18 protein-coding genes and 1 pseudogene are annotated in these 21326 nt (G+C 42.3%); 10 read left to right on the plus strand and 9 right to left on the minus strand.

Features of this window, described 5'->3' with window-relative positions:
• Nucleotides 1-76 precede the first annotated feature (76 nt).
• The 3 genes from NIES1031_RS15380 to NIES1031_RS15390 form a co-directional block, all read right to left on the minus strand.
• Nucleotides 77-3187 carry a beta strand repeat-containing protein gene (locus NIES1031_RS15380; RefSeq protein WP_073550406.1) on the minus strand — a complete coding sequence of 1037 codons (3111 nt, stop codon included), beginning with the start codon at nt 3185-3187 and terminating at the stop codon, nt 77-79.
• Nucleotides 3188-3528: 341 nt separating this feature from the next.
• The gene (locus NIES1031_RS15385) at nt 3529-5031 is read right to left on the minus strand and encodes a M16 family metallopeptidase (RefSeq protein ID WP_073550407.1); all 1503 of its coding nucleotides are present in this window, start codon (nt 5029-5031) and stop codon (nt 3529-3531) included.
• A 62-nt stretch (nt 5032-5093) separates the two neighbouring features.
• Nucleotides 5094-6665, minus strand: a complete 1572-nt coding sequence (locus NIES1031_RS15390; protein WP_073550408.1) for a M16 family metallopeptidase — start codon at nt 6663-6665, stop codon at nt 5094-5096.
• 128 nt (nt 6666-6793) lie between these two features.
• Here NIES1031_RS15390 and NIES1031_RS15395 point away from each other — a divergent pair, with 128 nt between their 5' ends.
• Nucleotides 6794-7411, plus strand: a complete 618-nt coding sequence (locus NIES1031_RS15395; protein ID WP_073550409.1) for a TetR/AcrR family transcriptional regulator — start codon at nt 6794-6796, stop codon at nt 7409-7411.
• Nucleotides 7412-7440: 29 nt separating this feature from the next.
• A complete protein-coding gene (locus NIES1031_RS15400) occupies nt 7441-8823 on the plus strand; it encodes an aminopeptidase P family protein (protein ID WP_073550410.1) in 1383 nt (460 codons plus the stop codon).
• A 2-nt stretch (nt 8824-8825) separates the two neighbouring features.
• Here NIES1031_RS15400 and NIES1031_RS15405 read toward each other — a convergent pair whose 3' ends face one another.
• The gene (locus NIES1031_RS15405) at nt 8826-9536 is read right to left on the minus strand and encodes an SDR family NAD(P)-dependent oxidoreductase (protein WP_073550411.1); all 711 of its coding nucleotides are present in this window, start codon (nt 9534-9536) and stop codon (nt 8826-8828) included.
• 87 nt (nt 9537-9623) lie between these two features.
• Here NIES1031_RS15405 and NIES1031_RS15410 point away from each other — a divergent pair, with 87 nt between their 5' ends.
• Nucleotides 9624-10010 (plus strand): helix-turn-helix domain-containing protein, encoded by a 387-nt coding sequence (locus tag NIES1031_RS15410; protein WP_073550412.1) that lies wholly within the window; start codon nt 9624-9626, stop codon nt 10008-10010.
• On the opposite strand, the gene NIES1031_RS15415 is transcribed toward NIES1031_RS15410, so the two are convergent.
• From NIES1031_RS15415 to NIES1031_RS15430, 4 genes are all read right to left on the minus strand, one after another.
• Nucleotides 9974-10963, minus strand: a complete 990-nt coding sequence (locus NIES1031_RS15415) for a pentapeptide repeat-containing protein (RefSeq protein ID WP_073550413.1) — start codon at nt 10961-10963, stop codon at nt 9974-9976. The genes NIES1031_RS15410 and NIES1031_RS15415 overlap by 37 nt on opposite strands.
• An 18-nt stretch (nt 10964-10981) precedes the next feature.
• Complete coding sequence (locus NIES1031_RS15420) at nt 10982-11713, minus strand: gamma-glutamyl-gamma-aminobutyrate hydrolase family protein (protein WP_073550414.1); 732 nt, start codon at nt 11711-11713, stop codon at nt 10982-10984.
• A 9-nt stretch (nt 11714-11722) separates the two neighbouring features.
• Complete coding sequence (gene glnT / locus NIES1031_RS15425; RefSeq protein ID WP_073550415.1) at nt 11723-13048, minus strand: type III glutamate--ammonia ligase; 1326 nt, start codon at nt 13046-13048, stop codon at nt 11723-11725.
• 225 nt (nt 13049-13273) lie between these two features.
• Nucleotides 13274-14158, minus strand: coding sequence for a phytanoyl-CoA dioxygenase family protein (locus NIES1031_RS15430; protein ID WP_218596821.1), 885 nt, complete (start codon nt 14156-14158; stop codon nt 13274-13276).
• 178 nt (nt 14159-14336) lie between these two features.
• Between NIES1031_RS15430 and NIES1031_RS15435 the strand changes: the two genes are divergently transcribed.
• From NIES1031_RS15435 to tnpB, 5 genes and pseudogenes are all read left to right on the plus strand, one after another.
• Nucleotides 14337-15107 (plus strand): substrate-binding periplasmic protein, encoded by a 771-nt coding sequence (locus NIES1031_RS15435; protein WP_073550417.1) that lies wholly within the window; start codon nt 14337-14339, stop codon nt 15105-15107.
• Nucleotides 15082-15636 (plus strand): Uma2 family endonuclease, encoded by a 555-nt coding sequence (locus NIES1031_RS15440; protein ID WP_073550418.1) that lies wholly within the window; start codon nt 15082-15084, stop codon nt 15634-15636. Before NIES1031_RS15435 ends, NIES1031_RS15440 begins: the two co-directional genes overlap by 26 nt.
• 573 nt (nt 15637-16209) lie before the next feature.
• Nucleotides 16210-17118: pseudogene (locus NIES1031_RS26065) on the plus strand (type I glutamate--ammonia ligase); the annotation flags it as partial.
• Nucleotides 17105-17737, plus strand: a complete 633-nt coding sequence (locus NIES1031_RS26070) for a type I glutamate--ammonia ligase (RefSeq protein WP_269086016.1) — start codon at nt 17105-17107, stop codon at nt 17735-17737. The pseudogene NIES1031_RS26065 and the gene NIES1031_RS26070, both read left to right, overlap by 14 nt.
• Nucleotides 17738-17787: 50 nt before the next feature.
• Nucleotides 17788-19041, plus strand: coding sequence for an IS200/IS605 family element RNA-guided endonuclease TnpB (tnpB, locus tag NIES1031_RS15455; RefSeq protein ID WP_236738854.1), 1254 nt, complete (start codon nt 17788-17790; stop codon nt 19039-19041).
• 227 nt (nt 19042-19268) lie between these two features.
• On the opposite strand, the gene NIES1031_RS15460 is transcribed toward tnpB, so the two are convergent.
• Nucleotides 19269-19466, minus strand: a complete 198-nt coding sequence (locus NIES1031_RS15460) for a GNAT family N-acetyltransferase (RefSeq protein ID WP_084544372.1) — start codon at nt 19464-19466, stop codon at nt 19269-19271.
• 106 nt (nt 19467-19572) lie between these two features.
• Here NIES1031_RS15460 and NIES1031_RS15465 point away from each other — a divergent pair, with 106 nt between their 5' ends.
• On the plus strand, nt 19573-20457 hold the full coding sequence (locus NIES1031_RS15465; RefSeq protein WP_084544373.1) for a heme-dependent oxidative N-demethylase family protein: 885 nt from the start codon (nt 19573-19575) through the stop codon (nt 20455-20457).
• Nucleotides 20458-20725: 268 nt separating this feature from the next.
• Entirely contained in the window at nt 20726-21229 is a 504-nt protein-coding gene (locus tag NIES1031_RS15470) for a hypothetical protein (RefSeq protein ID WP_143167792.1), read from the plus strand.
• The last annotated feature ends 97 nt before the right edge of the window (nt 21230-21326 follow it).

The following is a 21326-nucleotide window of genomic DNA, read 5'->3' on the forward strand; positions in this document are numbered from 1 at the left end:
ACTAGCCACTCTTCACTCAATCCTAATTGACTCTAGTAGAAGACGAAATCACCCGTAACTGAGATATTGCAGCAGTTCAAGAAATCGTTTGCGTAATCTCAGTATCTACTAATAACGTTGCCGCTCCAGCAGTAAACTGATTGTAGGTGATGCCATCGAGTGTTATTGTGCCACCACTGAGCCATCCTTGTTGAGTGGAAGTGATGCGATCGCCTACATTACCTTTGACAATCAATTGATTTTTCGTGTCAGATAAGTTCAGCACATTCCAGCGGTCTAACTTTAACGAGTTATTGCCAGTTCCCGTCAAATCGATGATCTCAATTCCTGTAATGCGATTTCGCGGAATCGCGGTAAGATCCATTGTCATGTTGCTGACTTCAATCGCAAGAGTGTCTATACCACTACCACCATCCATGCGGTGGTTTTGAGGACCAAAAATTAGCACATCATCACCTGCACCACCGTAGAGAACATCACTGCCACGCCCGCCACGCAAAGTATCATTACCAAGTCCACCGATGAGGATATCATTGCCATTTGTACCAATGAGTAGATCGTCTCCTGGTGTACCAAGGCGATTAACTTTATTTGTGAAGTCGCGTCCAAAGACAACGTAGCTTTCTTCTAAAGTAGAAGACCCCAGAATCAAGTCATCAAAACCATCGCCATTCACATCTCCCGCACTACTAACAGCTGTAGTTGAACCATTATCTGTACTAATTCCTTTCAAGACAAAACCATTAAGTCCATTCAAGTCAGATAAATCAAAGCTAGCACCGAAACCGCCGGCTTTCCCAAAGATGACATAGCTTTCACCAACACCATTAGCTGTAACACGATCACGACTAAGATAAGGGCTACCAGTTCCAATAATCAAATCATCAAAGCCATCACTATTAACGTCTCCGGCGCTACTAACATTTATTCCTGAATAGTTGTATTGATTAATTCCATTAATGATAAAACCATTACTACCATTGAGTGCTGCTAAGTTTATGCTTGCATCAAATCCACCTCGTTTGCCAAATACAACATAGCTTTGCCCTGCGCCAGATTCATTGTTAGGATCTGCACCACGTGCACCAATAATGATGTCATCAAAGCCATCACCATTCACATCTCCTGCATTGCTGACAGAGCCACCTGAAGCATCTCCTAACTTAATACCATTAATTGCGAAGCCATTACTACCATTGAGTGTTGCTAAGTTCACTTGTGCATTAAATCCACCTGGCTTACCGAACACAACATAACTTTGTCCGGCTTCGTTAGCCCCAGGCGCGCCAATTAAAATATCAGCAAAACCATCACCGTTGATATCTCCGGCACTGCTTACAGATGCGCCTGAGTAATCTTCTGGAAAAATACCGTTGATGGCAAAGCCATTGCTACCGTTGAGTGTTGCTAAATTCACACGCGCATTGAATTCACCTGTACCAAACACAACATAACTTTGTCCGGCACTACTTTGACCGTTAGGATCAGCATTACGTGCGCCAATTAAGATATCGGCAAAACCGTCACCGTTGATATCTCCGGCATCACTTACTGTACTCGCACCGTCAAACGCATTGATTCCTTCGAGGATAAAGCCATTGTTACCGTTGAGTGTTGCTAAGTTTAAACTTGCGCCAAATCCACCTGTACCAAACACAATATAACTTTCGCCAGCATTAGTTTGACCATTAGGACTAGCACCACCTGCGCCCAACAAGATATCGGCAAAACCATCGCCATTGACATCTCCGGCACTGCTAACCCCACCTAAAAAGTCTAATGCATTGATACCATTAATAACAAAACCATTGTTACCATTGAGGGCAGTTAAGTTTACCTTTGCACTAAATTCGTTTGGTTTACCAAACACAACATAGCTAGCGCCAGCAAATTGATTAGCCCCAGGCGCACCTATTAAAACATCAGCAAAACCATCGCCGTTGATATCTCCAGCGCTGCTTACAGATCCAGCCGCAAATATATAGTCGCTACTGATACCAAAACTGCTGATTGTAAAACCGTTACAACCATTTAAAGAAGTAGAAACATCGATCTCATCGTCAGTAAATTTGAAGTAAGTACCGATAAGATTGAGTGTGGTCGAACTTTGAATGATGGCAATGAGTTCATTAGGTTCGCCGCTTTTTTGGCGAAAAATTGCAGTTCCTGCAGGCATTCCCGTAGGTGAATTTAACAGCAAATAATCTGAACGCTTACCGTTGAGTCGAATTTGATCTTCAGAGAAATTCAAATCTGTAATCAAAGCGTAGTCGGCAAAACCTGGTGTAGTTGGGTTATTGTCGTCGTAAAATACACGATTGTTTGTACCAAGAATAAATGTGTCTCTACCACGACCTCCTGTCAGAGTGTCTTTGTCGATAGTGCCATCTGTACCAATTAAAGTATCTGCACCTGCACCACCGTTGAGTGAATCGTTACCTGCTAAACCTCGTAAAACATTTTTGAATGAATTACCAATGATTGTATTGTTAAGATTGTTTCCTGTACCCGATAAGTTGCGATCGCCTAAAGGTTCAGCTAATGTCAAATTTTCTAGATTGTCACCCAAAGTATAGTTAATGTAGGAAGTAACAGTATCAATTCCAGCGTTTGCCTCTTCTCTAATGACATCTAACTCAGCGAGGATGTAGGTATCGTTACCATCACCACCGTACAAAATATCTGTAGCGCGATCGCCGAACGTATAAAAGTAATATCGGTTGTTATCAACATCACTACCGCTTAATGTATCATTGCCATCGCCTCCATAAATAATATCTACTCCTGCTTTACCGTTGAGGTTGTCATTACCTCTTCCTCCACGGAGAATGTTATTAGCATTATTACCGATAATGACATTATTAAGATTATTTCCTGTGCCATTAGTTGCTGCTATTCCTGTTAGCTCTAATCGCTCTAGATTACTAGTTAAAGTATAGCTTTGCGAAGATTTAACTGTATCATATCCTCCGTTAACTGCCTCAATAATGAAATCATTTATGTTATCAATAATGTAAGTATCATTGCCTGCTCCTCCATTGAGAGTGTCTATTCCTTTACCTCCATCGAGTAGATCGTTGCCTCCTTTACCTAATAGTAAGTCATTGCCTGCAAACCCTAAAAGTATGTCAGCAAATTGAGTGCCAACTAGCGTATCATTACCCGAAGTTCCTTTAATGATTGCCATAAATTTTGTGCCGGTTATGATAAATAAAAAGACAGGTTAAAAACTCATGATTTTTGACAGAAAAATCGACTATCTCCCCAGAACCAATGTTGGGGAATAGCAGTAATTATGATGCTAAATTAAGAAGATTTTATCCTCAAGACTGATAATTTGAGATTACTTGAAAAGTCAAGCTCAAACTATAAATTTCTGATAAAGACACTAGGCAAAAACACGCCTAAATTAAAGTTTTGGTAAATTCTTAGTAAGCGCAAGTGTATAAAAAAAGAAGACGGTAATATAAACTTCAGTAATATTACACATTCCCTTACAAGAAATAGTATTTATTCAACCAATTCTAATTAACGTTTTTGTTGTGTTGCCACAGGTTCTGCTTCAGGAATTGTAATATCGATTGATGTCACTTCTGATGCTAATGCTGTTAATGGGGGTTGAATCGCCGCAGCATTACCCACTACTAAGGTGACTAAGTTTTCGGGTTTGAGATGAGTTTGGGCGACACGTTGGATATCTTCAGCCGTAGTTGCTTCGACAGCTTGACGATAGCGGAAGAGAAAATCGGCGGGGTAGCCGTAGTATTCGTAACGTAAAAGTCGCGTCAGAGTTTGTGCCGGATCTTCAAAATTGAAAACGAAAGAATTGAGAACAGAATCTTTTGCTAAAGCAAGTTCTTCTGGTGTTACTAATTCTGTTTTAAGGCGTTCAATTTCTTTTTGCATTGCTTGAATAAAAGATACGGTGGCATCAGATCGAGTTTGTCCGCCAGCAATAAATAAACCAGGATAGTCATAACGCGGACTCCACGCACCGTACACCGAGTAAGCTAAACCTTGACGCGATCGCACATTATTAAACAACCGCCCGCCAAAGCCATTTAATACCCCATTTAAAACATCTAGTGCGGGATAATCAGGACTATTAAATTGACCGCCCAAATGACCAATTTGTAAATAACTTTGTGTTAGTTGCGGTTGATCTACCAAGAAAATACCGCCTTGTTTAGCTTGACACACCGTTGGTAATTGCGGCAATTGCATTCCAGGATTCGGTTGCCAATCGGCAAAATACTTTTGGATCAGCGATCGCATTTGTTGCGAGTCAAAGTCCCCCACAATTCCCAAAATCATGTTATTCGGATAGAAATACTCGCGATAAAAATTAACGACATCTTCCCGCGCAATATTATCTACCGTTTGATACTCTGGAATCCGCGCATAAGGACTATCATCACCGTAAATTAACTTTTGAAACTCTCGCTGGGCAATACTACCTGGTTCATCATTGCGCCGTGCAATACTCCCACGCAACTGCGTTTTTGCTAAATCTAATTTATCCTGCGCAAACACCGGCTGACGAATCACCTCAGCAAACAGCCCAAACACTGTATCAAGATCTTCACTCAAAGCATCAAAACTCGCCGAACCCGAAGCGGTACTAATCGATGTTTCCACCGTAGCCGCCCGTTGTTCTAATAACTCATTAAGTTCATCAGCAGAATGCTGTTTTGTTCCTCCCGTGCGCATCACAGTTCCTGTCAAACCAGCTAAACCAGTTTTCTCAGCACTTTCCCAGCGTTGCCCAGTGCGAAACAACGCCGTACCACTCACCAACGGCAACTCGCGATCTTCTAACAGATACACAATCATGCCATTATCCGTCACAAAGCGCGTATACTCTGGTAACTGCACCTCTGGCAACGGCGCAAACTGCAACTCAGTAAAATGTACAGCCCCCGCAACCGCAGGTAACCGCAACATCACCACCAACAACAGCGCTACCAACCACAGCCCAAGCCAATTAACACGCCGCTGACTCCGACTCGTACCAACCCAATGCATCAACATTCCCAAACTTCCTTATGATTTAATCTCTGCTTCAATCTCTGCGTCCTCTGTGGTTCGTTCCCTCAAGCCTTTGGCACCAACCGCCCGATCGTCCGATTCTGCGTCGTAAAAGTCGCCTGCGCCACGCGCTGAACATCAGCAGCCGTCACTGCCCCAATTGCTTCCAACTCCTTGAATAAATTGCGCCAGGAGCCAGTTTTCACTTCATATTCCAATAACAACTGTGCCATACCCATATTCGATTTGAGCGATCGCAATAATCCTGCCCTTGCTTGCGTCTTCACGCGATCCAACTCCTCAGCAGACACAGGTTCTGTCTTTAAGCGTTCAATCTCTTGTCTTAAAGCTACACCGACTTCATTTGCAGTATGACCAGGAGCCGTCAAAGCATAAAATAACATGACATTTTGGTGCTTATCACCTGGAAATCCACTAAAACCTTGAGCAGAAAGAGCAAGTTGCTGTCGTTCAACTAAAGACCTATACAGCCGCGACGTGCGACCATCACTCAGTAATCTACCAATGATGTCATAAGTAACATGATCCGGATCGGTAATAGAGGGACGATGATAGCCTTCTAGATACCAAGGCTGCGATCGCAAACGTAATTCAAATTCCCGTTGTCGTTTTTGAGGTGGTTCCGAGACTTGCACAGCGGGGGCTGCGGGTTTTGCTTTGTAACGTCCAAAGTAAGTTTTTGCTAGCTGTTGCACCTGATTTGCATCAACATCACCAATCACGGCAATTGTCAAATTACTGGGTACGTAGTGCGTATCAAAAAAATCTTGTAAGTCTTGGCGCGTCAAGTTGCGGATATCTTCTTCGTAACCAATCACCGGACGACGATAGGGATGTTTAGTAAATGCGGTATCGAGAAACTTCTCTACCATCTGACCAATAGGAGAATTATCAACCCGCAATCGCCGTTCTTCAAGAATGACATCTTTTTCTTGATAAAATTCGCGAAAGACAGGTTCTAAAAATCGCTCAGATTCTAGCGACATCCATAGTTCTAACTTATTACTCGGAAAACTATAAAAATAGCGTGTTGCATCGGCTGAGGTATTGGCATTTAAACCAACACCGCCTGCTTGTTCGACGATTTTCCCTAGTTCGTTTTGCTTGACAAAACTTTGGGCTTGTGCTTGGACTTTTTCAAATTCTGCCTGCAAACGGGCGACTTCCGCTTTGTTTCCCCTAGCTTGCGCTGCGCGAATTTGGGCATCGAGTTCATCTAAGCGATCTAAGAGTGGTTTTTCGGCTGCGTAATCGGTTGTGCCGATGCGTTGCGTTCCCTTAAATGCTAAATGCTCTAAATAGTGCGCGATTCCTGTTTTACCATCAGGTTCATCCGCACCACCAACATCAGCATAAGTGAGAAACGAAACAACGGGTGCTCGATGGCGTTCTAAAACAATAAATTTTATGCCATTTTCTAAACGAAACTCACTCAGTTGATCGATGACACGATCTAAGTAAGGCTGGATCGATGCTTCTGGCGTCGGGGCTTGCGTACGAGCAAATGCAACTGCTGGTAACGAAGCCCAAGAAAACAAAATAATTATTAAAAAAGTGAAAATTCGCCATCTTACATGATGAGGTAAGAACAATTGGCAGCAACGTTTCCAACTCATAAGTCACAATAAAAGTACTTTTCCAGGATAGATCCCCTTAACGATCTATTACACTTTCAGCGGGGAATCTGCTTGATAGTAGAAAATATCGCTACAAGTAGCACGGCAATCTTACAGGCATTAAGTATATGCAAGTTTTTCATCGCACAGCACAATCTGAAGAATCCTCCCGCGATCGCATTTTGAAAGCAGCACAGCGATTATTTGCCCGTCAAGGATATGATGGCACGACAACGCGCGACTTAGCTGTTGCAGCAGGCGTTGCTGAAGGAACACTATTTCGTCATTTTCCGAATAAAAAGGCGATTTTGATTGAAATTGCAACGCAAGGCTGGGTAGAAATTCTTACCGATTTACTGACTGAATTAAGCGAAATGGGCAGCTACAAGGCGGTAGCCCAAGTGATGCAGCGCCGGATGTGGAATTTTCATAAAAATGCGGATATGATGCGCGTTTGCTTTATGGAAGCGCAGTTTCATCCTGATTTACGCGATCGCATTCAAGCAGAAGTGATTAACAAAATGACGGATGTTGCTGAGGCATTTTTTCAAACCGCGATGGATCGCGGAATCTACCGCAAAACAAATCCGAAAATTGTCGCGCAGGTGTTTTTAGGAATGTTTGCGATCGCAGGTTTTAGTCACAATACATTAATGGAACCGGATGCTTCACCAAAAGCTATGCAAGAAATGGCAGAAGGACTTGCGGATATTTTTCTGAATGGGGTGTTAGAGAGGGGGGAGTGAAACTTAATGTCCGAGTTTAGTTTTGGGTTATGAATATTCATGATGTTGATGCGAGGCTGGCGGATATTTTGCGCGATCGCCGTCGGCGACTTGCTGAAATTTTTGCTGCACCTGTCGTCTTATGGTCAGGGCGTCGTAGTCCGCGCAATTTTGCGGCAAATACGTTTCCGTTTCGCGCTAGCAGTCATTTTCTCTACTTTGCTGGATTACCATTAGAAAATGCGGCGATTTGTTTAGAGTCTGGACAGTTAACTTTATTTATTGACGATCCGTCACCTAGTCACACACTATGGCATGGAGAAACACCTGCAAAAGAAGAGATTGCCCAAAAAATTGGTGCTGACGCTGTTTTGCCGATGGCAGAATTACCAGCACACTTAGCCGGAGTTGCGACAATTCCAGTGCAAGATGCGGCGACTTGGACAGAACAAACGCAGTTACTCGACCGCTGGGTATTACCAGAAAGACCGCTCGAAGGGATTGATTTAGAATTAGCAAAAGCCATTGTTACTCTCCGCTTGATTCACGATGCGGGTGCATTAGCTGAATTGCGCAAAGCTGCGGCGGTGACGATAAACGCGCATAAAGCTGGCATGGCAGCGACTCGGAAGGCTAAGACTGAAGCCGATATCCGTGCGGCGATGGAGGGTGTCATAATTGCTGAGAATATGAGTTGTGCGTATGCAAGTATTGTGACGATTCATGGCGAAGTGTTGCATAGCGATCGCTATCACAATAAAATTCAAGCTGGAAACTTAGTACTTGCTGATGTTGGCACGGAAACTGCAACCGGTTGGGCAGCAGACGTGACGCGGACTTGGGCAGTTACAGGTAAATTCTCATCTACCCAAAGAGATATTTATGATGTTGTTTTAGCCGCCCACGATGCTTGTATTGCTAAAGTTTCTCCAGGCGTTGAGTATCGCGATCTTCATTTTTTGGCAGCAACGACAATTGCTGAAGGGTTAGTCGATTTAGGCATTTTGCAGGGTAACGTAGAAGATTTAGTCGAGAGAGATATTCATGCATTGTTTTTCCCGCATGGTGTTGGTCATTTACTCGGCTTGGATGTCCATGATATGGAAGATTTGGGAGATTTAGCGGGATATGAACCAGGAAGGACGAGAAGCGATCGCTTTGGGTTAGGATATCTGCGTTTGGATCGTCCTTTACGTCCTGGAATGTTGGTGACAATTGAACCTGGCTTTTATCAAGTTCCAGCAATTTTAAATAATCCGGAAGTCCGCACCGCGTATCAAGATGCTGTGAATTGGGAAAGATTAATGCAGTTTGCAGATGTACGCGGAATACGGATTGAAGATGATGTGCTAGTCACCGAAGCAGGAAGCGAAGTCTTGACCGCAGCGTTACCGACTAAAGCCGAGGATATTGAACAGTTAGTGCGCGGATAAGTTTAATAAGAAATTTCCTGGCGATCGCGGAAGAATTTCCCACTCATATCAAGTGACGCTTCGGTCGCTAACCAAATTGCGGTATCTGCACCTTGTTCGGGCGATCGCGGTGCATTTTCACCACCCATATCAGTTTTCACCCAACCAGGACACATTGCATAAACTGCGATTCCCTGCGATTGTAATGCTTCGGCAAGCATAATCGTTGCCCCATTTAATGCAAGTTTAGATAAACAATAACTAGGGACATCTGCGGATAAGCCATCCAGTTCGCCATAGCCACTCGAAACATTAATCACGCGGGCTTGAGTAGCTTTTTGTAATAGTGGGAGGAAAGCTTGCGTTACATGAATTGAACCAAAGGTATTAGTATCCATTGCTTGGTGCAGTATGCTACGTGACACATTGAGAATATTTACGCCTTGATCTTGATAGACTCCCGCATTGTTGACAAGAACATCCAAAGAGTCTATTTCTTGCTTTAATTGCTCTGCTGCACGGTGAATACTATCATCATCAGTGACATCAAGTTTGACAACACGCACAGTGGAGTTAGCTGGTAACTTTTGCGTCGCTGCTTTGGCTTTATCAAGCGAACGTGCTGCGATAATCACCTCAAAACCTGCTTGCAGTAATCCTTGACAAATTGCAAATCCAATGCCTTTATTACCTCCAGTAACAAGTGCCCGTTTTCCTTGAAATTCAGAATTCATAGCGATCGTATCTCATGCCTCTTAATACACCAATGCATTTTGTGTTTTTTTGTTTGCATAAACTTCCTACTCAGGGAGTAAGTTTTCATGACTAAATTTGAACTTTTACAAAAATTCCCGCCTCGCCCAATCAAATCAGAGACTGAACGACAAGTCTTTCAAGAAGTCATTGATAGTTTACTGGATAGTGAGATAATGCCAGAAGGACAAGATTATCTCAATGTACTAGGAGTTCTGGTTTATGAATATGAGAAAAAATCTTTATCAATTCCAGATTTAAGTGGTGTTGAGTTACTCAAAGCATTGATTGATGAATTTGATCTTAAACAAAAAGATCTTATTCTTATTTTTAAAACTGAAGTTATTGTATCGGAAATACTTAATGAAAAACGTAGCTTTACTGTAGAGCGTATTAAAAAATTAGCTGATTTCTTTCCTCAACCATCAATAATAGCACCACGTTCTAGCAAGTAACGCTTCATCTCAGTAGAAAGTCCTTTGACATTGTGCATTTGGGTGTTCTCTACTTGCACGTCATTGAATTCTACACGAGTTAAGTCTGCGTTGCTAAAGTCTGCATGACTCAAATCTGCATTACTGAGATCAGCTTGTTGCAGTAGTACACCCCTAAGATTAGCAGCATGAAGATTAGCATTTTGCAGATACGCACTGCACAAATTGGCATGACTTAGAATTGCCCTACTGAGGTTAGCACGAGGCATTAAACAGCGTAGATCGGCATTTTGTAAATCCGCACCTTGCAAGTTAGCATCGCGGAGATTTGCATTGCTAAGGTTAGCATCGGCTAAACAAGCATTAGATAAGTTAGCACGACTTAGATCAGCAAGTTTGAGATCGGCATTATCAAGAATCGCGTATGCTAAATTAGCAGAATTGAGATTCGCATAACTAAGATTGCAATGACTTAAATTAGCACCTTGCAGATTTGCTGCTTTGAAATTTGTATTACTGAGGTTAGTAGCACTTAAGTTGGCTTTGGCAAAATCTTCAATTGGATTTAAACCAAGCATGGTTGCAACTTTTGTAAAATCATTGGTGGTGGAGGAAGTTAACATTTCTTGCGCTAAAGCTAACTGCTGCTGGTGGTATTCACCTGCTTTAGTCGCATCATCAAGCGCTAAGTAAGCATTTCTTAAGTTTAATAGTGCATTAACTTGACCTTTGTTATCTGCTATTCGCTGCGCTAAGGCTAAATGCTGTTCAAAACACGCGATCGCTTCGGGTAAATTTCCCAAAGCTTGATACGCTGCACCCAAATTTCCTAAGGCTGCACCTTCGCGTTGCAAATCTTGATCTGTGCGATACAAATTTAATGCTTGTTGCCAAGATTGTAATGCTTCCTCAAACGCGTTTGTTTGATATTGGATAATTCCTTGTTTGAGTAATTGATTGGCAGCATTAGTCATGGGTTAATCTATTTGTTGTTAGTATTCACAGTTAGCCATTGCGGTTTGACGTGTTGCAGTGATGAAGGATTGAAAGATGCGGTGTTGTAAAGGATCGACACTACTGGAAAGTTCAGGATGCCATTGCACTGCGATCGCCCAAGGGTGATATTTGTGTTCTAGTGCTTCAATAACTCCATCCGTCGCCCATCCGGTGACGCGCCATTCTGAAGATACAGTACGTACAGCTTGATGATGCCAAGAGACGACATCAACTGTGGTTGTGCCAATGATTTCTTGGGCAAGACGACTCTCAGAGTTAAGATCGACACCGTGTTGAATCGATAGTAATTCTTCAGCGCGATGCGTTACTATCTCGCCGTATTCATCCGGAAGATGCGGAATCAATGTTCCGCCAGTTGCAACTGCAAGTACTTCTAAACCGCGACAAATACCGAGTATGGGAATATCAGAGGCTAAGGCGGCTTGGGCTAGGGCAATTTCGGCGCGATCGCGTTCCAAATCGATATTATAAATTGTCGGATGCATGACACCGTTGTACATTGCGGGATCAATATCTCCGCCACCAGAGAAGATGAAACCATCAATTCTTTGTAATATAATCTCGCTTGCTTCAGGTTCGCTTGGAGGAATCAGTACTGGAATTCCACCAGCGGCTTTAACAGCTGCTGCATACGAACTAGGTAAGCAATAACTACTCGTTTGAGCGTGACCCGAGGTCGTAATTCCAATAATCGGAGGCTGTATCATTTCCCAAGTTTAGCAGTTAACATACTGCTCAACCTCCCAGCTTGTCACTTGCGCGTTGTAACTATTCCACTCGTGATATTTGAAATCGAGAAAGGTTTTGGCAGCTTGTTCTCCTAAGGTTTGCATTAATAAGGAATCTTTTTCTAAGCATTGCAGTGCTTCGAGTAAACTCGTTGGCAGAGTTGGTAAATCAGAAAATTCTAAACCCCGCACAAACATATTTTCATCCAAGCGTTTCCCTATTGCAAGATGTTTTGCCATTCCTTCCATCCCTGCTGCTAAGATTCCCGCTAAAGCAAGATAAAGGTTTGCTGCACCATCGACAAGACGACACTCAAAGCGCCCGCCTTCGGGAATGCGGATCATGTGCGTGCGATTGTTTCCACCATAGGAAATGTAACGAGGACTCCAAGTGCTACCGGATGCAGTTGTCGTCGCACCAATACGGCGATACGAGTTAATTGTCGGGCTACAGAGTGCAGCCAATCCACGACCATGTGCTAGAACACCCGCAAGAAATTCATACGCTATATTTGATAGTCCCATTTCTTCGGTGGTCTCTGCAAAAATATTTTGACCGTCATTCCATAAACTCATGTGGATATGTGCGCCATTTCCGGTAAGCTGGCTGAAGGGTTTGGGCATGAATGTGGCAGTTAAACCGCGTTGTTCTGCTAGAGTTTTCACCATGTATTTGAAAAAGACATGGCGATCGCACGTTGTCAAAGCATCAGTAAACGTCCAATTAATTTCAAATTGACCATTGGCATCTTCATGATCACACTGATACGGTTCCCAGCCTAATTCTTCCATGTATCCCACGAGTGTGGAAATTAATTCAAATTGCCGCATCAAGTTCAACTGATCATAGCAAGGGCGTGCAGCAGTATCTTGAGGATCAGCGATTTGATAACCTTGTTCGCTCTTTTTGAGTAAGAAAAATTCAGCCTCTACTCCAGTTTTGTAGCTGTAACCCAAATTTTCGCACTGTTGTAGTATTTTCTTAAAAATAACGCGCGGCGATGCAGCAAACGGTTCGCCATCTAAATACACGTCACTTGCTAACCAACCAACATTCGGTTGCCACGGTAGCACAATCAACGAACTTGGATCGGGTACAGCAGCAATATCATGTGCATCAGGTCCCAAACCTAGATTACTGGCAAACGGCGCAAAGCAAGCTCCATCATTTTCTACTGCTGTAATTTTCGCGGCGGGAACGAGTTTAGCACGGGTTCCTCCCAACAAGTCAGTATAAGATACAAGAAAAAAATCGAGTTGCAATTCTTTGGCTAACTCGGCTAGGGCTTTGCCTCGTGTCAAGGTTGTCGTCACTGCCGTACTCCCAATTGCTCTGTCTCCGAGTAAACCAAACTTGTTATAACAGATTTGTAGCAGATAATACTGTCTTACTTTAAGATCTCTGTGAATAAAAGCAGGGGGGCAGAGGAGAAATCTATTCAAATTTACTATGTGTGGTAGCTTTGATGGTGTTCTTGGCAAGTTATGTACGCTAGCTACGTGGCAATCCAGAAATTCATGGTTTGTGATGTTAAAAGCTTACAACTTGGCTAGAACTGGTGTTGCTAATGCATCTTTGCAATAGTTAGCTAAAAAAGGAGTGCGATCGCCATTTTTTGTCCACAATATTGGAAAGAAACTCTCATCCATTGTTGTCTCATCCACGCGCTGATAACGCCCATAAATATATCCTGCACCTGTAGGACGAAACTTCGCTTCTGATGACAGTGTATGCACTCCCAAACTGCGACGCACTTTATCAAGTCTGGTATTTTTCCCCGAACCATGCCACACGTTACCATGATGAAAAACGCAGCCTCCCGCAGGAATTTCTACCTGCACAATTTCAGGATTGCTAATATTCATTTCTGCCGCAGCTTGTAACATTTGAGCGCGATACCCTTGAGTAGGTGCATGAAATTCTGCCACACTATCTAGCAAGCGCCACTTATGCGATCCTCTGACATACTCGATTGTACCAGCATCAGCGCTAGTATCATCTAAGGCAATCCAACACGTAATTATCTCCGGCGGATCGATGTATTTAATGTACGTCGCATCTTGATGTAGCGCTACCTCTTTACCGCCAGAAGGTTTCCACCATAAGCTATCTTGTCCAATTCTCGCGCCTGTCCATCCTGCCAAAGTTGCACTCAACCGCCCAATCTCTGCGGATAAAACCACACTTGCAATTGTGAGGTCACTTTTCCAAACATTACACATTTCTCTAGTAACATCAGGCAAGCTCAACCCAGGACGCCAATACCATTCATCAGGATAAATCCCTGTTTCAAACTCCCCAGAAAATAATGGTTCAATTCTTTCAATTAACCGCCCTACTAAATCAGCATTAATTAAGCGAGGAATAACTAAAAAACCATCATGATTAAATTTATCTATCTCTTTTGTAGTTAATTTTATCATATCGCTCGACATAAAGTATTATTTTAAATATTGCTGATACAACTTGTTATAATAACAATATGTAATAGATAAATTGTAGTTTTTAATACAGTTGTATACTTTGATATACTGAATTTATTTTAATAAATGAGATTACTTAAATTTTTCATAGTAATCATCTGACCATAACTATTAATCAATGAATTTAAAAACAGTCAAGCCTGGCTATTTAACTATTGCTGCGAGTAACTTTGATGCTCGTCCAATGACTTACCTTGAAGGAGAAACACGTTTAGGATACGAGCCAGACGTTGCACGGGCAGTATGTGCAAAACTTGGGTTTGAACCAGTGTGGTTTAATGTACCGTGGGTCGATTTTTATCCAACTTTAGCAGCAAAACAGTGTGATGTTGTTTGGTTCAATCAAGCAATTACCGAAGAACGCCGCACCCGTGCCAATTTTACGCAGCCCTATGGTGTATTTGATGAAGCCGTACTGGTTCAAACAAAAAGAAATATCTACTCTGCTGCTGATTTAGTAGGATTGCGTGTAGGAGGATTGGCGACAAGTACCAATTTGCAACTAGCCGAAAGTTTTGGTGATGTCGAGATTGTACCTTTTCCTGGTAATGATCATGTGTTACCCGAAATGCTAGAAGCGTTACGTAGGGGTGATATTGATGCACTGGTGGATGATGAATTAGTGTTAATTGCAGCTGCAAAGATAGATCCAAACTTGCGAATTGCGTTTACTGTACCAACACAAATTCCATTTGGTATAGCAGTACATCAAGATAATTTAGACTTGTTGCGATCGCTCGATGATGCGCTTACAGCATTGATTCAAGAAGGTAAACTCGCTGAACTTTGGCATTGCTCGATTCCCGAAAAAGAATTTCCCATACAATTATTGAGTAGATACCAATGCACTAACGGCGATCGCGATGAATCGTACCGCAAATCAACTTAGCCTCCAAGAGTTTCTGGATTTGCCAGACAGCAACGACCACTATGAGTTGGTGGAGGGACAGCTTAGACCTAAAATGTCGCCCAAATATAAACATTCGACATTACAACTGCGGTTGTCAATAGCGTTAAACCAATGGTGCGAGCAACAAAAGTACGGTAGAGTTCGTCCCGAATGGGGTGTAATTTTACAACGACAACAAAAAGATTGGGTTCCTGTCCCTGATCTGATTTATGTGTCCTACGAACGGCTACCTCAAGCGTGGAATGAAGATGAACCTTGTCCTGTTGTACCAGAGTTAGTTATCGAAATTATTTCTCCTGGTCAAACCTTTGGGGAAATGACCGAGAAAGCAACCGATTATCTACTTGCTGGTGTAGATCAAGTTTGGGTGGTAGATACCAAAGCGCAATCAGTTACAATTTTCGAGCGTGATTCTTTACCGCAGACGATTCGGAGTAATGGTTCAATTAGTAATTCTCTACTACCAGGTTTTGTCTTAAATGTTTCTGATTTGTTTGATATAGTTTGAGGAGGGTCATTATCAGTACCATTTTGCATTATTCAGTAGAAATCCAAAGCATTTGAGTCTTTATTAATAGACTATTTATCTCCCCAATAGAGTAGGAAGCGATATAGACGTGCTGGTAGAGTTTTCAGAGACACCAAGCCTATTGAAATTTATCAATTTAGAAAACTATCTCAGCGATAATCTAGGCATTAACAGTTGATCTGGTGCATAAGTCTGGACTAAAGCCTCGCATTGATCAGCAGATTTTGGCAGAGGTAGTTTACCTGTGACCAAATGGCAAGTTGAAGACTACTTGCAGGATATTTTGGATGCGGTTGCTGCAATCAAGCAATTTACAGCAGATATTGAGAAAGTTTTAGAGGACTTTAAAAGATAAAGATAAAGTACTTAGTTATCTTAAGGGAAAGGCTACGCAAACTACTATGTATCTCTCGTAAAGCAAGCCTACAAGCTACTGCACGAAGAAGCCCTAATAAACTTGATCGTTAGATTACTTTGATCGAGTGAAAGTATCTCTAGATACAGCCTTGTTATAACAAGATTGCTTTACTACAAAAAAGCGTATCAGGAGTCATGGCAGTGACTGGCACACTCACCCGTGTTGAAGCACTAACCGATTTGGAAGCTTATGTTGATGCTGAAGGTCGTGCGGAACTGGTAAAGCAAGTACGGGCGAAAATTAATGAATTAGGAATTCAGTATGTCTATTATCAATTTGTCTCGGTCACAGGTCGTATTGTTGGTAAAGGTGTCCCTGCGGAACATTGGGAAGCGATCGCCCAAAATGGTTTTCAGTTAGTTTACGGTGCAACTGCCAATTTATCTCTCGATCGCCACCGCAATTACATTGGTTATGGTCCCGAAGCTTCAGAACTTGTTGCCATTCCTGATCCGGAAACGTTTTGTCAATTACCGTGGGATAAGCGTGTCGCACGAGTTTTTTGTACGTGTTTCCGTAACCGCGAAGAACCAAGCGATCCTGGTGCGTATTTAACGTCAGATTGTCGCGGAAATTTACGCCGCATTCACGCCGAGTTTCAACAAGAACACGATGGACTGCATCTGCCACATGGTTGCGAACCGGAAATGATGTGGTTGAAAAAAGGTACTGATGGGAAACCTGATGGTGGTGTTACGAAATCAAATTGCTACCATATTGACCAGTTTGAAGAATTGCGCCCCGTGTTCTTGAAGGTCATAGAATATAGTCAGGCGATGGGGTTGGATATGATTCAGGGCGATCATGAAGATGCACCAGGGCAATTAGAACTTAATTTTATGTTTGATGATGCCTTGAGAACGTGCGATCGCCTTACAACATATCGTCAAATCTGCGCTCAAGTAGCAAGAGAACATAATCTCATTGCTTGCTTTATGACGAAACCTTTTATGGGCGTTTCCGCTTCTGGTTGCCATCACAATTTATCTTTATGGCGTGGTGGAGACGCAATTGTTAAAGACTTTGGTAATGAAACACTACCAGGAATGCCAGGAACTTTTCAATATTACAAAGGTGGGGAAACACTTTTTTACCCTCAGAATCGTCGAAACCTGGTCGATCGGTTTAAATTGCATTGGTGGTGTCATAGAACATTTAGGGGCTTTAACTGGGATCGGTTGTTCTACGGTAAATTCTTACAGGCGGTTGTGGGATACTGGATTGTGGGCACCTGTCTATGCAGATTGGGGCTATCAAAACCGCACGTGTGGGTTGCGAGTTTCTGCACCAGGAAGATTTGAGTATCGCGCGGTGGATTCAATGGTGAATCCCTATTTAATGGCGGCTGGGTTGTTGAAGGCTTTTGATGATGGTATCAAACGCAACCTCGATCCAGGAGAACCCGAACATCGCAATTTGTACGAAGCGATGGAAGCTGGTAAGCAAGTGAAGAAGTTACCGATGTGTTTGGGTGAAGCTTTAGATCGTTTAGCGACGGATGAGGTGATTAAATCTGCGTTACCTGGAGAGATGTATCATGTTTACACTTGGTATAAGTGCGACGAGTGGGAGCGATTTTTATCTCAAACTTTGCTCTCATCCCCATACTCCGCTACACTGCGTATGGGGATGAGAGCAAAGCCAAAAATCTGCGGCACTTAGCTAATTGACCGCGGAAGGCGGTGAACGCTTTTCCCCGGAGTTAAACTCCGGTGTACCGTTCACTTGAATTGGATAAGTATTGTATAGTAAGCGCTATGGGAAATAAAGCTTACAAATTTCGATTGTATCCAAATAAAGAGCAATCCGCATTTTTGGCAAAATGTTTTGGTTGCTCTAGATTTGTGTATAACCATTTTTTAAGGTTGACAATAGATGTATACGCCGAGTCTAAAAAATCTCTGCGTTACAAAGAATGGGCGAAGCTTTTAACAGGTTTAAAGTCAGAATTTGAATGGCTTAAAGAAGTTAATTCTCAGGCATTGCAACAGACTCTTAAGGATTTAGAGTCAGCATTTGTGAGATTTTTTAAAAAGTTAGGAGGATTCCCAAACTTCAAAAAGAAAAGTAATCGACAATCTTTCAGAGTACCACAACACTTTTCGATAGATACTCGTGGGTTTCTGAAACTCCCTAAAATGACACCTATCAAAATGGTCATTCATAGGGAAATACTAGGAACACCAAAAAATGTCACCATATCTAAGACACCATCTGGTAAATATTACGCATCAATAGTAACTGAGCAAGACCTTCCTCATGCACCTTTGAATGGTGACAAGATTGGTTTGGATTTAGGACTCAAGGAGTTTGCAATTACGTCAAAGGGCGAGAAGTTTGAAAACCCTAGATATTTTCAGAAGTCTTTACGCCGACTCAAAATCAGACAAAGGAGGCTAACCAGAAAAGCTTCATGTTCTAACAACCGGAACAAAGTTAGATTGGTTGTAGCTAAAATTCACGAAAAAGTGGCTAATCAACGGCAAGATTACCAACACAAAATTAGTTTGAAACTGGTATCCGAGAACCAAAGAATATCAGCAGAAAGTCTCAACATCAAAGGGATGGTAAACAACCGTAAATTAGCCAAACAGATAAATGATGTATCGTGGGGCAATTTCCTCACTATGTTGGAATATAAAGGGGATATCTACGGTTGTGAAGTTCACTATGTAGATAGATTTTTCCCTAGTTCTAAGAGATGTTCCAACTGCGGGTACATCAAGCAAGACTTAACACTTGCTATTCGTGAGTGGGAGTGTCCAGAATGCAAAAGTTTTTGGGACAGAGACATTAATGCTGCCCTGAATCTGATGCTGTTCTCTGAGTCAAAAATACCCTTGGAAGAAGGGAAATCTACGCCTGATCAGCTAGTTGCAAGACTAGGGATGAATCGGGATACTGGTTCAGGACAGGAAGCCACAGGTTCCGCTACGCTGCACCTGTGGTACTTCACCTACAGTTAGTAACTGGGATGTGGAAAATTATCTCGATTGTTTGCCATAGTAACAGAAATTAGCCTGAATATTCTTCAAGTTTTACGTATACTTCCGTTGGATGCGATCGCGCATACGAAATATCCCATTGCCGAAAGCCTAAACTCTGATAAAGCTTTGCAGCTACATCATTCTCTTTTCGATAACTAGTCGCAATGATTTCAACATATCGTATATCCAGCCGCTTATCAGCTTTGTCATACAGCTACAAACTGCTCTAAGTCATGATATTGCCCTTCCCAAAAGCCATATTGTATCCATTTACCCTGATGGAAGCCTAATTTTTGCAACAATTTTTTAGAAGCTATATTCTCTAACATGACCTCTGCAATAACATACTGTATTCCTATGGTTTCAAATCCATATTGCAGAATGGCACTTAAAGCTTCACTCATAATGTGAGTACAAATAATTGTTCCCCTGCACCTCTGTTCCTGTTGCCTATTTGTATTAACCTTGAAGTGAAACGGTATAAGGCTATATCAGAGGGAGAAGTATTAGGTGAAACCTCTTTATTTACCCTTTGCGGATGGACAATGGCGGATGGCAATGGGGCTAAAGCCTTTACAGTTGCAACACTGGATTGAGATTGATGAGGATTTTGCTGACGAATTGAATTACAAAGACAAACTACTCAAAGAGCGTCATTCAGAAGTTTTCGGTAGTCTGCCAGAAAGTGAAGCAGCACAACAAGAAGTCTTGCAATTACTGTTAGAGCATTTGTTGCAGTACTTTCCAGATTATTATCAACAGCAAGATAACTGCGTAGTTAATAAGATTACCGGACAAGTTTGGCATCTGAATGATTTTGCGGCAAATCCGCTTGATTTAGCAGGGCGTTTAGTGCAAGAAGATTTATGTTTAATGCAACTTAAACATGAATACGTACTGACTGCAGGTTCAGTATGTTTTCCGGCGCGGTGGCGCTTGTCGGAAAAGTTAGGGCGTCCTTTGGTGCAAATTCACGATCCGGTTCCAGGTTACGCCCAGAAGCTAGAGCAATCTGTAAATAAGTATTTTCATCACTTGAAACCGGAATGTCCTGGGTATCGCCTAAATTGGGGTATTGTTGATTCTCCAGAATTGTGTCTGACTCAACGCCATAGCACTGAAGCCTTTGGTACAGACATTACTGCTGACAATGCTGGGGAGAAACTTTGGTTAAGAGTCGAGCGTCAAACACTGCGACGCTTACCTGTAAGTGATGGTATCTTATTTACAATTCGTACTTACGTGTATTCTTTGCAGAAACTCGCAAGCGATCCGGCGATCGCATCTCAACTAGCAACAGTTGTTCAGCAAATTCCCCCCGAAGTGCAGATCTATAAAAATATTTTTCCTATTCAGACAGCACTTTTAGCCTATTTACAGCGAGTTAGAGCTTGATTCAGCCCTCAGTATGATGAGAATTTCATCAAATGCAATATTAACTAAGTGATATCGCTATCTGGATAAAGAGGTAATAAATATTACTCAAAGGCTTTAACTATAGTAATTAGCTATTAGCTTTTATTGAGCTAAGTGTTTTATTACTTATTATCTAATTTCATATAAGATGCGATCGCGTTTTTTTGTACTTAATCAGGGTGAGCTTATGTTGAAGTATGCTTTTGTTGCAACCAGATTCACGCTCTTAACAATTGGGAGTATTGAAGTGGTACAAGCAGTTCAACCTTCAGAAGCGAATGTGGTTGTAACTCCATACCTTACTGAATCCCCAATTGCTCAAACCTTTGAACCTTTGACTGGTGATACTAACGGTCGTTCTCGGTTCTCTATAGGTGTCAGTGGTAACGTCGGTATCACGGGGGATACAGCTATGGGAGAAAGTAGTGTGTCGATTAATAGTAGAATTGGCTTGACAGATTCGCTGTCGGTGCGCCCTTCTGTAGGTTTGACCTCCGATCCTAGTATTACTGTTCCTTTAACGCTTGATTTTCCAACAGGAGCAGACACTGATATTGGAGATAGTCTAACTCCTTATATTGGCGGTGGTGTTGTGGTTACTACAGGGGATAATGGACAGGTTGCTCCTATGGCAACGGTGGGTTTAGATGTACCAATTGCGGATGCTATAGGCGCAAGTATTAGCGTCGATGCTGGCTTTTTAGATACAACACAAGTGGGAGCCTCTGTAGGACTCAGCTACTCTTTCTGAGGATCTATTTGGATTGAGGCGATCGCCTATGATGCATGAGGAAAAGTAGGTTAATCGAGCAAATACGATTAATTTTTTGATTGTTTGTCAAAATATA

Source organism: Chroogloeocystis siderophila 5.2 s.c.1, assembly GCF_001904655.1.
GTDB classification, from domain to species: domain Bacteria; phylum Cyanobacteriota; class Cyanobacteriia; order Cyanobacteriales; family Chroococcidiopsidaceae; genus Chroogloeocystis; species Chroogloeocystis siderophila.

What these genes read in the sequence shown, in the direction of transcription:
- NIES1031_RS15380 (WP_073550406.1), bottom strand. Translation starts at nt 3,187, where the DNA reads ATGGCAATCATTAAAGGAACTTCGGGTAATGATACGCTAGTTGGCACT.
- NIES1031_RS15385 (WP_073550407.1), bottom strand. Translation starts at nt 5,031, where the DNA reads ATGTTGATGCATTGGGTTGGTACGAGTCGGAGTCAGCGGCGTGTTAAT.
- NIES1031_RS15390 (WP_073550408.1), bottom strand. Translation starts at nt 6,665, where the DNA reads ATGAGTTGGAAACGTTGCTGCCAATTGTTCTTACCTCATCATGTAAGA.
- NIES1031_RS15395 (WP_073550409.1), top strand. Translation starts at nt 6,794, where the DNA reads ATGCAAGTTTTTCATCGCACAGCACAATCTGAAGAATCCTCCCGCGAT.
- NIES1031_RS15400 (WP_073550410.1), top strand. Translation starts at nt 7,441, where the DNA reads ATGAATATTCATGATGTTGATGCGAGGCTGGCGGATATTTTGCGCGAT.
- NIES1031_RS15405 (WP_073550411.1), bottom strand. Translation starts at nt 9,536, where the DNA reads ATGAATTCTGAATTTCAAGGAAAACGGGCACTTGTTACTGGAGGTAAT.
- NIES1031_RS15410 (WP_073550412.1), top strand. Translation starts at nt 9,624, where the DNA reads ATGACTAAATTTGAACTTTTACAAAAATTCCCGCCTCGCCCAATCAAA.
- NIES1031_RS15415 (WP_073550413.1), bottom strand. Translation starts at nt 10,963, where the DNA reads ATGACTAATGCTGCCAATCAATTACTCAAACAAGGAATTATCCAATAT.
- NIES1031_RS15420 (WP_073550414.1), bottom strand. Translation starts at nt 11,713, where the DNA reads ATGATACAGCCTCCGATTATTGGAATTACGACCTCGGGTCACGCTCAA.
- NIES1031_RS15430 (WP_218596821.1), bottom strand. Translation starts at nt 14,158, where the DNA reads ATGATAAAATTAACTACAAAAGAGATAGATAAATTTAATCATGATGGT.
- NIES1031_RS15435 (WP_073550417.1), top strand. Translation starts at nt 14,337, where the DNA reads ATGAATTTAAAAACAGTCAAGCCTGGCTATTTAACTATTGCTGCGAGT.
- NIES1031_RS15440 (WP_073550418.1), top strand. Translation starts at nt 15,082, where the DNA reads ATGAATCGTACCGCAAATCAACTTAGCCTCCAAGAGTTTCTGGATTTG.
- NIES1031_RS26070 (WP_269086016.1), top strand. Translation starts at nt 17,105, where the DNA reads ATGAAACACTACCAGGAATGCCAGGAACTTTTCAATATTACAAAGGTG.
- NIES1031_RS15460 (WP_084544372.1), bottom strand. Translation starts at nt 19,466, where the DNA reads ATGAGTGAAGCTTTAAGTGCCATTCTGCAATATGGATTTGAAACCATA.